At 72.1% G+C, this 14103-nt stretch carries 9 protein-coding genes; 4 read left to right on the top strand and 5 right to left on the bottom strand.

Annotated elements, in window-relative coordinates:
• Positions 1–139 precede the first annotated feature (139 nt).
• Positions 140–1423 carry a histidine--tRNA ligase gene (gene hisS, locus B0I31_RS11615; RefSeq protein ID WP_106615298.1) on the top strand — a complete coding sequence of 428 codons (1284 nt, stop codon included), beginning with the start codon at positions 140–142 and terminating at the stop codon, positions 1421–1423.
• A 21-nt stretch (positions 1424–1444) separates the two neighbouring features.
• Here the strand turns inward: hisS and B0I31_RS11610 are convergent, their stop codons facing one another.
• On the bottom strand, positions 1445–1972 hold the full coding sequence (locus tag B0I31_RS11610; protein ID WP_106615297.1) for a nuclear transport factor 2 family protein: 528 nt from the start codon (positions 1970–1972) through the stop codon (positions 1445–1447).
• Positions 1973–2343: 371 nt separating this feature from the next.
• Between B0I31_RS11610 and B0I31_RS42545 the strand changes: the two genes are divergently transcribed.
• Positions 2344–3804 (top strand): hypothetical protein, encoded by a 1461-nt coding sequence (locus tag B0I31_RS42545; RefSeq protein ID WP_219910662.1) that lies wholly within the window; start codon positions 2344–2346, stop codon positions 3802–3804.
• 347 nt (positions 3805–4151) lie between these two features.
• Here B0I31_RS42545 and B0I31_RS11600 read toward each other — a convergent pair whose 3' ends face one another.
• The 4 genes from B0I31_RS11600 to B0I31_RS11585 form a co-directional block, all read right to left on the bottom strand.
• Positions 4152–6185: an iron ABC transporter permease gene (locus B0I31_RS11600; protein WP_106615296.1), complete on the bottom strand. Its 2034-nt coding sequence runs from the start codon at positions 6183–6185 to the stop codon at positions 4152–4154.
• Complete coding sequence (locus B0I31_RS11595) at positions 6185–7150, bottom strand: ABC transporter substrate-binding protein (RefSeq protein WP_106615295.1); 966 nt, start codon at positions 7148–7150, stop codon at positions 6185–6187. Before B0I31_RS11595 ends, B0I31_RS11600 begins: the two co-directional genes overlap by 1 nt.
• Positions 7151–7184: 34 nt before the next feature.
• Positions 7185–8003 (bottom strand): ABC transporter ATP-binding protein, encoded by an 819-nt coding sequence (locus B0I31_RS11590; protein WP_106615294.1) that lies wholly within the window; start codon positions 8001–8003, stop codon positions 7185–7187.
• 90 nt (positions 8004–8093) lie between these two features.
• Positions 8094–8552 carry an SRPBCC family protein gene (locus B0I31_RS11585; RefSeq protein WP_219910661.1) on the bottom strand — a complete coding sequence of 153 codons (459 nt, stop codon included), beginning with the start codon at positions 8550–8552 and terminating at the stop codon, positions 8094–8096.
• A 215-nt stretch (positions 8553–8767) separates the two neighbouring features.
• On the opposite strand from B0I31_RS11585, the gene B0I31_RS11580 reads away from it, so the two are divergent.
• Complete coding sequence (locus tag B0I31_RS11580; RefSeq protein ID WP_106615292.1) at positions 8768–10978, top strand: terpene synthase family protein; 2211 nt, start codon at positions 8768–8770, stop codon at positions 10976–10978.
• A 104-nt stretch (positions 10979–11082) separates the two neighbouring features.
• Positions 11083–13917, top strand: coding sequence for an AfsR/SARP family transcriptional regulator (locus B0I31_RS11575; protein ID WP_181320107.1), 2835 nt, complete (start codon positions 11083–11085; stop codon positions 13915–13917).
• Positions 13918–14103 lie beyond the last annotated feature (186 nt).

Below are 14103 nucleotides of genomic sequence, written 5' to 3'. Positions count from 1 at the left end.
CGGACGTCGGCCCATCGTGGCGGTCGCGCGCCGGTACCCGCGTCGGCCCGGGAGCGGTCCTCCCGCGTACGCGGACCGACGTACACCCGATCGGAAATCCGGTTGGCGTGGTGGGGCGGAATCCGGTGCACTTCCGGTCATGAGCGATCAGCCCCTGGTGAGACCGGTGCCCGTCGGCGGCTTCCCCGAGTGGCTGCCCCATGTGCGCCTGGTCGAGCTGCGGTGGCTGGACCGGATCCGCGCGGCGTTCGAGCGGTACGGGTTCTGCTCCATCGAGACGCCCTCGGTCGAGCGCATGGAAGTGCTGGTGGCCAAGGGGGAGACCTCGAAGGAGGTCTACGCGCTCGGGCGGGCTCAGGGCGAGGAGGAAGGGCAGCTCGGACTGCACTTCGACCTGACCGTGCCGCTCGCGCGGTACGCGGCGCAGCACTTCAACGAGCTGGTGTTCCCGTTCAAGCGGTACCAGGTGCAGCGGGTGTGGCGCGGCGAACGGCCGCAGGACGGGCGGTTCCGCGAGTTCACCCAGTGCGACCTCGACGTGATCAACGTGGACGACGTGCCGCTGCACTTCGACGCCGAGCTGCCGCGCATCGTGCACGAGGTGCTGACCTCGCTGGACCTGCCCGCGTGGACCATCAACGTGAACAACCGCAAGGTGTTGCAGGGCTTCTACGAAGGTCTGGGCATCGCCGACCCGGTCGACGTCATCCGCGCCGTGGACAAGATCGACAAGATCGGCGCGGACGGTGTCGCGGGCCTGCTGGCCGACCGGCTCGAACCGGGGCAGGTCGACGCCGTGCTGGAGCTGGCGCGGTTGCGGGACGTCGAGGCGGTGCGACGGCTGGGCGTGCGGTCGGCCCTGCTGGACGAAGGCCTGGCGGAGCTGGACTTCGTGCTGCGGGAGCTGTCCGACCTGCCCGAAGTCGTCGTCGACTTCTCCATCGCACGCGGCCTGGACTACTACACCGGCACCGTCTACGAGGGGAAGTTCGCGGACTGGCCGGAGTACGGCGCGATCTGCTCCGGCGGCCGGTACGACGACCTGGCCGGGTCGTTCATCCGGCGCAGGCTGCCCGGCGTGGGCATGTCGATCGGGTTCTCGCGGATCTTCGCCAAGATGCTGTCCGCCGGGCTGCTCGGCACCGGCCCGAGCACGCCCGCCGACGTGCTGGTCGTGCTGCCGAAGGACCGGCGGCAGGTCGCGACCGGGACGGCGAAGGCGTTGCGGGACAGGGGTTTCAACGTCGAGCTGTACCACCAGGAGGACAAGGTCGCCAAGCAGGTCCGGTACGCCTCGCGCAAGGGTGTGCCGTTCGTGTGGTTCCCGCCGTTCGAGGACGGTCGGCCGCACGAGGTGAAGGACCTGGCCACCGGCGAGCAGACCGCGGTCGACCCGGCGACCTGGTCGCGCGGGCGGGACTGACCCCCGCGCGACCGGTGCCGGTCAGCGCGCGGCCAGCCGGTTCGGGATGGGGGCCAACGGGTAGGCCTGCCAGAAGAACCGGTCGGCCGCGTGCTGGTCGGCGGCGAAGTTGACCGCCTCCACGATCCGCCGCGCGCGGATCCGGAACGCGAGCGCCCACGTGATGTCCAGGCCCGCCGGCCGGGTGCTCCAGCCGCGGTGCAGGTCGACCACCCAGTCGCCGTCCGCGGCCAGGAAGATCGGCTCGGCGCGGAAGCCGGCTTCGGCGAGTTCGGCGAAGAACGCCAGCACCTCGTCGATGCCGACCTTCGTGCCGGACAGCGGGTGGTGGCCGGGGATCGTCCAGCGGATGTCGTCGGCGAAGAACCGGCGCAGGGCGGCCACGTCACCGGAGGCGTAGGCCGCGTAGTAGTCCTTGATCAGCTTCACGTTCGGGTGGTCGACCGTGGCGGACGCGGTGCCGGTGCCGAGCAGTGAGCCCGCCACCACGCCCACCGCCGTCGCACCCAGGCCGCGCAGCACGTCGGCCCGGGACAGGTGTTCGGTCATGTGCACTCCAGATGCCGTTCGAGGGGTGATCAACTGCTCCACCGCGCCCGCGCCCGCCCGGGCCGGCGCCAGGCACGTGGCCCGGCCGATGCCCCGCGCCGCGCCGGTGACCAGGGCGACCTGGCCCGCAGGTCACCCGGAGCGGGCTGTCCGTGGTCGGGTTGTGCCCGGGCCACGCCGATGCTCGCGGCGACCAGACCCGCCGTTCCGGCGCCTGCCAACAACGTCCGCCTGCGCACGCTCTGCCCGTCGTCCATGGCTCCGATCGTCGGCAGCGGACGGGTGTGGTGTCCAAGACCTGTGCCCATGCCGTCTGGTTATGACCCGGAAATCGGGCGGCCGGTGGGGCTCGGGTGCGTCACGATGCGGTGGTGGAAGAACTGGAACGGCTGCTCGACCAGCCGCACCGCGTGGGGTGGGACGAAGTCGAGCCGGTGTTGTTGTTGCTCGCCGGGATCGACGCGTCGGGCGACGAGGCGGCGGGCTCGGCGGCGTTGGCGACCCTGGCGCGTCGGCCACGTGAGCTGATCCGGCTGGACGCCGTGGCCCGGCGGGCGCTGTGGTGGAAGTGGACCAGGCGGCCCGAGGTGTCGAGGAGCCTTTCCCGGTTCGGCGAGGGGATCGCGTCGCCGTTGGGCATCGCGCTCGCGACCACGCACGGCGACGGGCGGATCCGGGAACGGGCGGTCCGGGAGGTCATCGCCCGACCGCTGCCCGAGCTGGTGCCGTTCCTGGTGCTGCGGTCCGGCGACTGGGTGCGCGAGGTGCGTGCCGCGGCCGGTGCGGGACTGGCCGAACTGCTGCACGACGATCCCGCCCGGTACCTTCCCGCCGCGCTGGGGGTGGGTCTGCGGGTCGAGCGGTGGTTGCGGGGGTCGTTCGTGCGCAAGCAACTCCTCGCCACCGCGGTGGACGCCCGTGCGCCGTTGGAGTCGTTGCTGGAGTCGCCGGACCGGGAGGTGCGCGCGTTCGCGTTCGGCGTGGGGACGTGGCGGTTGGACCGGAAGGTGTCGGTCGCGTTGACGGCTCCCGACGTGCGGTTGCGGTCCGCGGCGGCGGAAGCGGCGGCACGGGACTGCGTGTGGACCGGGCGGGTGGAGGTGCTGCGGCGGTTGGCCGCGTCGCCGCACGCCGAGGTGCGGGTGCAGGCGTTGACCGGGCTGGTGCGGGCGGGGCGTGACGCGGAAGTGGTGGCGTACTTGGACGACACGTCGTCGCTGGTGCGCGCGTTGGCACGGGCGGTGGCGTCACGGGAAGGCGTGGACGTGCCGGCCTACTACCGGTCGCGCGTGACGGCGGGTGCGATCGACGGGTTCGCCGAGGTGGGTGGCGACGGGCGGCACCTGGTGGAGCTGTTGGCGCACCCGTCGGCGACGATCAGGGCACGGGCGGTGCGGGCGCTGCGGTTGCTGGAGCAGGTGCCGGACGACCGGGTGCGGCCGATGCTGCGCGACCCGTCGTCGGCGGTGGTGCGTGAGGCGACCGTGGCGGTGCGGTCGGTGCCGGAGGAGTTGCCGTGGGAACTGCTGGCCGACGAACGGCGAGCCGTGCGGCTGGCCGGGTACCGGTTGGCGCGGCGGATCGGGCCGGTGGCCGAGCTGCGTGCGGCGTTGACGGTGGTGGTTGGGGAGGATGAGCGGTTGGCGCGGCGCGGTCGGGCGGACGCCGTGCGGATGTCACGTGCCCTGGAGTCGGTGCCGTGGCGGCGGCGGACCGTCGCGCCGTTGGAGGTGGGGGTGGAGGAGTCACCGGTGCTGCGGGCGTTGCTCGCGCGGGCGGCGGTTGAGCTGGACGAACAGACCGGGTATCTGCTGCGCGAGCACTTGGGTTGAACACATGCGTTGAGCCGTTGTGCCATGCCGGCGGCCGGCCTCGGGGGAGGTACCGGAGTGGAAGGGTTGGCACCGCCGGAAGTCCGGGACGCCGCCGATTCTGCGCCCGGTACCGCCGATTCGGCTCGTGCACTCCGGTCTCTGCGTCGGTGAGGGCCCCGAGGTGTCGAACCCGGCGAACGGCGGTTATCGACTGCGTCCGGTGCCCGGTGCGGGCTCCTGCATCGTGTCATTCTTCTGGGTGAAGGATGCAACCGGTGACAACCTGAATCGCATTACTCACGTTAGCCGGAGAAAACGGCCGGCCGGCGGCGGGGAGGCGTGTGGCGTGGTTGTCGGGGTGGTGGTCAGGTGCGCATTTCGCGGGTTCGCCAGAGCACGAGGACGAAGTACGGGGTGCCGATCAGGGCGATCACCAGGCCCGCGGGTACCTGCGCTGGTGCGATGACGGTTCGGCCCACCGTGTCCGCCGCGCTCACGAGTACCGCGCCGACCGCTGCGGCGACCGGGAGGACGCGGCTGTGGCGGCCGCCGACCAAGGATCGGGCCAGGTGTGGGGCGACCAGGCCGACGAATGCCACGACGCCGATGGCCGACACGGCGGTGGCGGCGAGGACGCCCGCTGCCACGAGGATGACCAGGCGGGAGCGTTCGACTCGCATGCCGAGCACGCGTGGTGTGTCTTCGTCGAGGCTGTGCAGGTCAAGTTCGCGGTGTCGGGCCCACAGGATCGGGGTCAGCAGGGCCAGGGCCAGGGCGGTGGGGAGGACCTGTTCGAGGGTGCGCCCGTAGGTGGAGCCGGACATCCAGGTCAGTGCCTTGGCCGTGTTCCACGGGTCGGAGGTCACGATCAGCAGCGTGATCAGTGCCATTCCGGCCGACCACATCGCGATCCCGATGACGACCAGTCGGTCCGAGTCCAGGCCCGACCGCCAGGCCAGGCCGTAGACCAGCGCGAAGGCGACCATCGCGCCGGCGCCGGCGGCACCCGCGATGTGCCAGGCGCCGGCCATCGGCACGGCCGTGATCAGGGTGATCGCGCCCAGGCCTGCACCGGCGGTGATGCCCAGGAGACCCGGTTCGGCCAAGGGGTTGCGGCTCACCGACTGGATGCCGCAGCCGGCGACGGCGAGGGCGGCACCCGCCACCAGGGCCGCCAGCACGCGGGGTAGGCGTTGGTCGACCACGAAGGTCAGCGCGGTGCCCGTGCGGCCCGCGAACCAGTTGGCCAGGTCGCCCAGCAATACCAACCGGTCGCCGAGCATGAGGCCGGTGGTCGGTGCGGCGATCAGCAGGACGGCCAGGACGGTCGAGGTGATCACCAGGCGGCGGGAGGAGGTGGCGACGCCGACGCGGCCCGCTGGGGCTTGGCGCGGTGTGCCGCTGGACCGTCCGCGGCGGGCCAGCCAGATCAGCACTACGGCGCCGACGATGGTGGTCATGACGCCGGTCGGGACGCGGACGGCGGCGGCGGAGCCCATGATGGCGCGCAGCAGCACGTCGGCGCCGAGGACGATCACGACGCCGACGAGGCCGGACACCGGAAGCAGTGCCCGGTGCTTGCCCAGGCCCGGGACGAAAGGCGTGAGCAGGCGGGTGATCACGGGGGCGCTCAGGCCGACGAAACCGATCGGGCCGGCCACCGTGACGGCCGCGGCGGTCAGGGCGACGGTCAGCAGGACGGCGCCCACGCGGGTCCGGCGCACCTTCAGGCCGAGGACGGTGGCGTTGTCGTCGCCCAGGGCCAGGATGTCGAGAGACCGGCCCATGACGATCAGCGCGGCGACCGCCACGAGCACGACCGGGGTCATCTGGGCGGTCGCGTTCAGGTCGCTCACGGTCAGCGAGCCGGAGCCCCAGGCGAACAGGCCCGTGGTCTCCTGCTCGTACATCAGCAGCAGCAGGATGGTCGCCGACTGCAGCGTCAACATGACCGCCGAGCCGACGAGCACGAGCCGGGGGCTGGTCGAACCGCCGCCGGACAGCCCCAGCACGATCACCGACGCGGCGAGGCCGCCGACGAACGCCGCCCCGCCCGCGGGCAGGGTGGGCAGGCTCAGCCCGAACGCCGCGATCGAGACCACGGCCAGGTGCGAGCCCGCGTTCACGGCGAGCGTGTCCGGTGAGGCCAACGGGTTGCGCGCCACCGACTGCATCCCCGCACCGGCGACGCCCAGGGCGACACCGAGCAGCAACGCGGCCAGCAGGCGCGGCACGCGCGAACCCTCCAGCACGGCGAGGGTCTGCGCGTCCCCGTTGCCCACCAGGGCTTGGAGCACGTCGAGCACACCGGTCGACGCGGTGCCCTGGGTGAGGTGGACGGCGGAGAGCACGGCGATGAGCGCCACGATCCCCGCCGTCACGACGGCGGTGCGCATCATCAGGCGGTGGCAGCCTTCACGAACTGCTCGGCGACCTTGATGACCGACTTCGGCCCGCCGAACGTCCACGTGCCCGGCTCCAGCTTGACGACCTTCTTGTTCACCACGAACGGCAGGCGCTGCCACACCGGGTTGGCGGCGAGGCCGGTGGTGAACACGTCGTCCTCGGAGGCGCTGTAGAACAGCATCGTCTTCGGGTCGGTGAGCGCGGTCAGGCCCTCGACGTCGGTGGCGCCCAGGCCCCACTGCGGGTCGACCTCGCCGGTCCACGCGTTCTTCAGGCCGACCGCCTCGGCGGTGTCGGAGACCAGCGAGCCCTTGCCGAACGGGCGGATGTTGACGGTGCTGCCCTGCAGCCAGCCGTCGGCCATGACGAACGGCGTGCCGGTCGCGCCCTCGGCCTCGACCGCCTTCTTGCCGTCGGCCAGTGCGGTGTCCAGTTCGAACAGCAGCTTGTCGCCCTCGGCGGCCTTGCCGATCGCCTGGGCGATCATCTTGGTGTCCTCGCGCAGCCGGTCGAGGTTGCGGGAGGCGTCGCTGGCCTTGGTGACGATCACGGGGACGTACTTCTCCAGCTGGCCGACCAGCGTCTCGTCCCGCCCCTTGGCCATGATCACCAGGTCGGGGTCGAGCGCGACGATGGAGTCGACGCTGGGCTCGTTGCGCTTGCCGACGTCCTTCACGTCGCCGGTCAGCGGCACCACCGCGTCCCACGTCTTGTAACCGGCGGCGTCCGCGACACCCACCGGCATGACACCCAGGGAGGCGACGGTCTCGGTCTCGGCCCACTCCAGCGTGACGACCTTCTTGGCCGGGGAGTCGAGCTTGACCTCCTTGCCGCGCGAGTCGGTCACGGTGACCGGCCCGCCGGCGGACTCGGTCGGCGTGGACGTCGGCGTCTCGGTCGTGCCGCACGCGGACAGCAGCACGGCCGCCGTCACGAGGGCAGGGGCAAGCAAGCGCATCGCTGGTACCTCTCAGGGGTGAAGGGGGAAGGGGTCAGGCCGGTCGCGGGGTGTGCCTGCCCAGCGGGCGGCAGTGGATCGCGCCGGTCACCGGGTCGTCGGCGACGTGCACCGTGACGCCGTAGGCCCGGGTCAGGTGCTCGCCGGTGAGGACGTCGCGGACCCCGCCCGCCGCGACGACCCGGCCCTCGCTCAGCAGCACGACCTCGTCGGCGATCATCGCCGCGTGGTCGAGGTCGTGCAGCACGACGCCGACCGCCACGTCGTGGTCGTCCGCCAGGTCGCGCACCACGTCGAGGACTTCGACCTGGTAGCGCAGGTCGAGGTGGTTGGTCGGCTCGTCCAGCAGCAGCACGGAGGTCTGCTGCGCCAGGCACGACGCCAGCCACACGCGCTGCAGCTCGCCGCCGGACAGCTCGTCCACGCCCCGGTCGGCCATCGGGGTCACGCCGGTCAGGTCCATGGCGCGCTGGATCGCCGCGCCGCCCTCCAGGTCGACCCCGCGCCACCCGGTCCGGTACGGGTACCGGCCGTAGGAGACGACGTCGCGCACCGACACGCCGGACGGCGTCGGCCGCTGCTGGGTGAGCAGGGTGACGTTGCGGGCGAACTCCTTGCCGGACAACGCGGAGTGCCCCCAGACCGACCGCCCGCCCACCCGGACGTTCCCCTCGCGCGGCCGGTGCAGTCGCGCCAGGGACCGCAGGACGGTCGACTTGCCGGACCCGTTGGGCCCGACGAGCGCCGTCACGGTGCCCGCGCGGAGCCCGAGCGAGACACCGTGCACCACCGCGCGGTCGTGGTGCGCGAGAACCAGTTCCTCACCGGCGAGCAGCGCGTCTCCCTTGGACATGAGGGGAGCCTAACCTAATCCCGTGAATCACCCATCTGGGCGTGATCTACTGCACTTCTCGGCCTAGTGAGTAACACTCCGCAAGCACGTTCAGGCGCTGAAGTGCCGCTTCGTGTCGGCGACCAGCGAGCCGAACACGACGGCGTTGAGCCGGCCGCCCACCTTGAACGCCGGCTCGTAGGCGAACGTCCACGTCAGCCGGCAGCCCTCGCCCGACCGCTCCACCAGGTAGTCCTCGCCGAACCGCCGGAAGACCGGCAGGTTGGCCGAGTCCACCGCGAACGACTGCCGCCGCCCCTCCTCCCAGCGGATGAAGACCTCGCGCAGCCGCAGCACGCCCAGCACCGCAGCGGTCCGCGTCGTACCCACCCCGAACGGGCGAGGCGAGGTGTACTCGACCGACGAGAGCAGCCGGCACCACCACAGCGGGTTGGAGGCGGCCAGCCCACGCCACACACGTTCGGGTGACACCGGCAGGTCCAGCACGTAGCTGTGGCGCTGCGGTGCCGAGTCGAAGAAGTCCACGTCGAACGGCTCCAAGCGGGGCACGTCGTCCAGTGTGCAGCCTGCGTGGCGGTTTCACCGCTCGCCGCCTCGCCCGCCCACCCGGCGACCACCCAAAGCAGTACCGCGTTGAGCCGGTCGGGCGGACCCGGGTGCCCGAACGTGTGGATCAGCACCGGGAACTCTTGGCCGTCACACCCCGGCACTGGTTGCGTACACCCGGTACACCCAGCAGGTGACCCGACGAGAGGTGCGAGCCGATGGCGCAGCCGTTCCAGCTGCCGGATTTCTACCTGCCCCACCCGGCGCGGCTGAACCCCAACCTGGAACGGGCGCGGGCGCACACGAAGACCTGGGCGTACGAGATGGACATGATCGACGTGCCGCAGCACGGCACGGTGATCTGGACCGAGCGCGACCTCGACTCGCACGACTACGCCCTGCTCTGCGCCTACACCCACCCGGACGCCTCGCCGGACGACCTCGACCTGGTCACCGACTGGTACGTGTGGGTCTTCTACTTCGACGACCACTTCGTCGAGCTCTACAAGCGTCACCCGGACGTGGCGGGCGCGAAGGCCTACCTGGACCGGCTGCCGCTGTTCATGCCGGTCGACGGCGCGATCACCGAGGAGCCGACGAACCCGGTCGAGAAGGGCCTGGCGGACCTGTGGCAGCGCACCGTCGGCAGCCACTCGGCGGACTGGCGCCGCCGGTTCGCGGACAACACCAAGCACCTGCTGGACGAGTCCATGTGGGAGCTGCTGAACATCTCCGAGGGCAGGCTCAGCAACCCGATCGAGTACATCGAGATGCGCCGCAAGGTGGGTGGCGCGCCGTGGTCGGCGAACCTGGTCGAGCACGTCACCGGCCTGGAGGTGCCCGCCCGGATCGCCCTGAGCCGGCCGATCGGCGTCCTGCGCGACACGTTCGCCGACGCCGTGCACCTCCGCAACGACCTGTTCTCCTACGAGCGCGAGGTGCTGGACGAGGGCGAGCTGAGCAACGGCGTGCTGGTGCTGGAGAAGTTCCTGGACATCCCGACCCAGGAGGCCGCCGAGGCGGTCAACGACCTGCTCACCTCCCGCCTGCACCAGTTCGAGCACACCGCCGTCACCGAGGTGCCGCTGCTGCTGGACGAGCACGCCGTCGACCCGGCGGGCAGGCTCGCCGTGCTGGCGTACGTGAAGGGCCTGCAGGACTGGCAGTCCGGCGGCCACGAGTGGCACGCCCGCTCCAGCCGCTACATGAACGAGGGCGCGGTGACCGCGAACCCGGTGCTCGGCGGCCCGACCGGGCTGGGCACGAGCGCCGTCCGCGCGTTCGTCGCCACCGCGCCGCAACGCCTGCGCAGCTTCAGCCACGTGCCGTTCGAAGAGGTACCGCCCATGCCGGAACCGGCGCTGGACATGCCGTTCGAGCTGCGGCTGAGCCCGCACTGGGCGGACGCGCGGGAGAAGAGCGTCGACTGGGCCCGCGCCATGGGCATCTTCGACGACGTGCCGCGCGTCTGGACCGAGAGCAGGCTGCGCGACATCGACCTCGCGCTGTGCTCGGCGGGCATCGCCCCGGATGCCACGGCGGAGGAGCTGGAGATCAACGCGCTGTGGTTGACCTGGGGCACCTACGGCGACGACTACTACCCGGTGGTGTTCGGCCGGACACCCGACCTGGCCGTCGCGAAGGCCGCCACCGACCGGCTCAAGCAGATGATGCCGCTGGACGGCACTCCGCCGTCCCCAGTGACCCCGTTGGAGCGCGGGCTGGCCGACGTCTGGCAGCGCACCACGGGCCCGATGCCGCCGGAGAACCGGCGGCAGCTGCGGCACGCCGTGGAGCTGATGCTCGACAGCTGGCTGTGGGAGCTGAAGAACCAGCACGAGAACCGGGTGCCGGACCCGGTCGACTACGTCGAGATGCGGCGCCGGACGTTCGGCTCGGACCTGACCATGAGCCTGGCCCGGTTCGGGCACGGGCGGCTGGTGCCCGACGAGATCTACCGGACCCGTGCGATCCGCAACATCGAGAACTCGGCGATGGACTACGCCACGATCCTCAACGACCTCTTCTCGTACCGCAAGGAGATCCAGTTCGAGGGCGAGGTGCACAACCTGGTGCTCGTCGTGCGCAATTTCCTCGACGTGGACCTGGACCGGGCGTTCGGCATCGCCACCGACCTGGCGAACGCCCGGCTCAAGCAGTTCCGGCACTCGGTCGCGGTCGAGTTGCCCGCGTTGTTCGAGGAATACGACCTCGGGCCGGAGGTGCGCCAGGCGCTCACCGCGCACGCCGCCGAGCTCGAGGACTGGCTGGCCGGGATCCTCAACTGGCACCGGGAGGTCGTCCGCTACCACGACGCGGACCTGGCCAAGCACTTCGGCGGCGGGGAGATCGCGTTCGCGCCGCAAGCGCTGCGCGGGCCCACAGGTCTCGGCACGGCGTCCACCCGCGTTCTGGTGAACAACAGGTGACTTGCAACTTAATGAAATCCGTCTGAATATAGAACAACGGGTCGAGGTGATTTACGAGACTTTTCCCTCCTGAATTCGCGGAATTCGGTGGCAGGATGACGTCCGTGGTCGAGGGGGGAGTTCGCTACCGGTTGTTGGGCCCGGTCGCGGCGCACCTCGACGGCGAGCCGGTCCGGCTCGGCGGGCCCAAGCAACGCGCCGTGCTGGCCGCGCTGCTGCTCAACGCCAACCGCGTGGTCTCCGAGGAACAGCTGATCGGGCTCGTCTGGGACGGTGAGCCGCCGATCAGCGCGCGCGGCCAGCTCCAGGTGCGGGTCTGGGAGCTGCGCAAGCTCCTCGGCCGGTCCGCGATCGTGCGCCGCTCGCCCGGCTACCTGATCGAGGTGGCACCCGGCCAGCTGGACGTGCAGGTGTTCGGCGACGCGGTCGCGGCGGCCCGGGTCGACCTGGCCGAAGGACGGCTGGACGCGGGCGCGGCCCGGCTGCGGGACGCGCTGGCGCTGTGGGAGGGCCCCGTGCTCGGCGGGGTGACGGAGGCGTTGCAGGACCGGGAGAGCCGGTTGCTGGACGAACGGCGGCTGGCCGCCGTGGAGGACCTGTTCGACGCCGAGCTGCGCGCCGGGCGGCACGCGGACGTGATCGGCGAGCTGCGCCGGGCCTGCGGCGAGTACCCGTTCCGGGAACGGCTGCAGGCCGCGTTGATGCTCGCCCTGCACCGGTCGGGCCGCACGTCCGAGGCGTTGGCGGTGTACGCGCAGACGCGGCGGCGGTTCACCGACGAGCTGGGCATCGAGCCGGGGCGCGAGCTGCAGGAGCTGCACGTCCAGGTGTTGCAGGGCGACGCGCCGGCGGGTGACGAGCCGGCGCCCGCGCCGGTGGTGCGTCCCGCCCAGCTGCCGCACGACGTGCGCGGGTTCACCGGGCGGCACGCGGAGCTGGCCCGGTTGGACGACGCCGGGATCTGGGTGATCACGGGTGCGGCGGGGGTCGGGAAGACCGCGCTGGCCGTGCACTGGGCGCGCCGGGCGCGGGACCGGTTCCCGGACGGGCAGCTGTACGTGGACCTGCGCGGGTTCGACGCCGACCACGAGCCCGTGCCGCCCGCCGCGGCGCTGGCGCAGCTGCTGCGGGCGTTGGGGCAGCAGCGGCTGCCGTCCGGGGTGGACGAGCTGGCCGCGCTGTACCGGACGGTGCTGGCGGACCGGGACGTGCTGGTGTTGCTGGACAACGCGCGTGACGCCGACCAGGTCGGGCCGCTGCTGCCGCCGTCCGGGATGGTGCTGGTGACCAGTCGGCACCGGCTGGGCGACCTGGTCGCGCGGACCGGCGCGCGGTCGCTGCCGCTGGCCGTGCTGCCCGCCGCCGACTCCCGGGCCCTGCTCACCGGCGTGCTGGGCGTCGAGTCGTCCGACTCGCTGGACGAGCTGGCCCGCCTGTGCGGCCACCTGCCGCTGGCGTTGCGCGTCGCCGCCGCGAACCTCGGGCCGGAGGGCTCGGCGCACCGGGTCGACGACCTGGTGGCCACGCTGCGGGCCGACCCGTTGACCGGGCTGACCGTGGACGGTGCCGACGAGAGCCCGTTGACCAGGGCGTTCGCCGTGTCGTACGCGGCGCTGGAGCCGTGCTCGCAACGCCTGTTCCGGCTGCTGGGCCTGGTGCCAGGTGCCGACTTCACGCCGCGGGTGGCGGCGGCGCTGCTGGACGTGCCGGTGGCCGAGGCAGGTCGGCGGCTGCACCGGTTGGCCGCCGCGCACCTCGTGGAGCGGCACGGGCCGGGCCGGTTCCGGTTCCACGACCTGGTGCGCGACTACGCGCGGACGTTGGGCGGCGAGGACGGGGCGTGGGAGCGGTTGGTGGAGTTCCACCTGGCGGCGGCGGACGCGGTGGACCGGCACTTCAGCCGCCACCCGCTGCGGCTGCCCCGGCACGCGGACCCGGCGTCCGAAGTGGACTTCGCGTCGTCCGCCGAGGCCGTGGCGTGGTTGGAGGCGGAGCACGCCAACCTGACCGCCGTGCTGCGGCACGCCGCCGTGCACGGCCCGCACCCGGCGGCGTGGTACCTGGCGGACGCGATCCGGTCGGTGTTCCTGCACCGTGGGCTGCGGGCGGAGTGGCTGGACGTCGCGTTCCCGGTGCTGGAGGCGGCGCGCGGGGTGCCGCGGGTGGAGGCGTTGATGCGGCAGGGCATCGGCGCGGCGTGCGTGCATCTCGGGCGGCGGGACGAGGCGATCCGGCACCTGGAGGCGGCGCTGCTGGCGCACCGCGAGGCCGACTGGCCGGAGGGCGAGGCGGCGACCGCGAACAGTCTCGGTATCGCGCTGCTGGCGTCCGGCCGGTTCACCGAGGCGAGTGAACTGTTCACCCGGTCGTTGGAAGCGGGGACGCGGACCGACCGGATGATGGCGTTGAACAACCTGGGTTTCGCCGAACGCCAGTCCGGCCGCCCGGACCAGGCGCTGGAGCACCTGAGCCGCGCGCTGGCCATCGGCACCGAGGACGGCTCGCAGTGGGGCGAGGCCGTGGCGCGGGTGAACCTCGGGCACGTGCTGCGGTCGTACGGCGACCTGGCGGGGGCGCGTGAGCACCTGATGGCGGCGTGCGCGCTGCACCGGCACCTGGGCAACCGCTACGGCGAGGCGTCGGCGTTGATCGGCCTGAGCCTGGTCGACACCGACGCCGGCGAGGTCGACCGCGCGCGGTGCGCCGCCACCGAGGCCCTGGCCGTGGCCCGCCGCGAGGAGAACCGGGAGACCGAGGTGGGCGCGCTGATCGCCCTGGGCAACGCCGAGTCGGCCGCCGGCCACCACCGCGAGGCCGCGTCCCACCACCACCAAGCCGTCTCCCTGGCCCGCCGCTGGTCCTCACCCTGGCAACTCGCCGAAGCCGAAGCCGCGAGTCGAACCTCCAGGTCCCGCGTGTCGAACCTCCAGGACCGCTGAGTTCTGCCTCCAGGACGGCACCCGCCGGTCGTGAACGTTGAACCCGGGGGACCTGAGCGTTCGACTCGGTGGGCCTGAGCGTTCGACACGCGGGGCTTGAGCGTTCGACTCGGGGGTGGAAGTGGAACGGAAGTCGGGTGGAAGTGAGGGTGCTTAGCGTCCCCGTCGGCCTGCTGAGTCGACTGG

The organism is Saccharothrix carnea (assembly GCF_003014735.1).
Classification (GTDB): domain Bacteria; phylum Actinomycetota; class Actinomycetes; order Mycobacteriales; family Pseudonocardiaceae; genus Actinosynnema; species Actinosynnema carneum.
This window is presented reverse-complemented; position numbering and strand designations above follow the sequence as displayed.

Bases quoted from the DNA above. Each gene is read 5' to 3' on its own strand.
- B0I31_RS11595 (WP_106615295.1), bottom strand. From the start codon at position 7,150: ATGCGCTTGCTTGCCCCTGCCCTCGTGACGGCGGCCGTGCTGCTGTCC.
- B0I31_RS11600 (WP_106615296.1), bottom strand. From the start codon at position 6,185: ATGATGCGCACCGCCGTCGTGACGGCGGGGATCGTGGCGCTCATCGCC.
- B0I31_RS11610 (WP_106615297.1), bottom strand. From the start codon at position 1,972: ATGACCGAACACCTGTCCCGGGCCGACGTGCTGCGCGGCCTGGGTGCG.
- B0I31_RS11590 (WP_106615294.1), bottom strand. From the start codon at position 8,003: ATGTCCAAGGGAGACGCGCTGCTCGCCGGTGAGGAACTGGTTCTCGCG.
- B0I31_RS11580 (WP_106615292.1), top strand. From the start codon at position 8,768: ATGGCGCAGCCGTTCCAGCTGCCGGATTTCTACCTGCCCCACCCGGCG.
- hisS (WP_106615298.1), top strand. From the start codon at position 140: ATGAGCGATCAGCCCCTGGTGAGACCGGTGCCCGTCGGCGGCTTCCCC.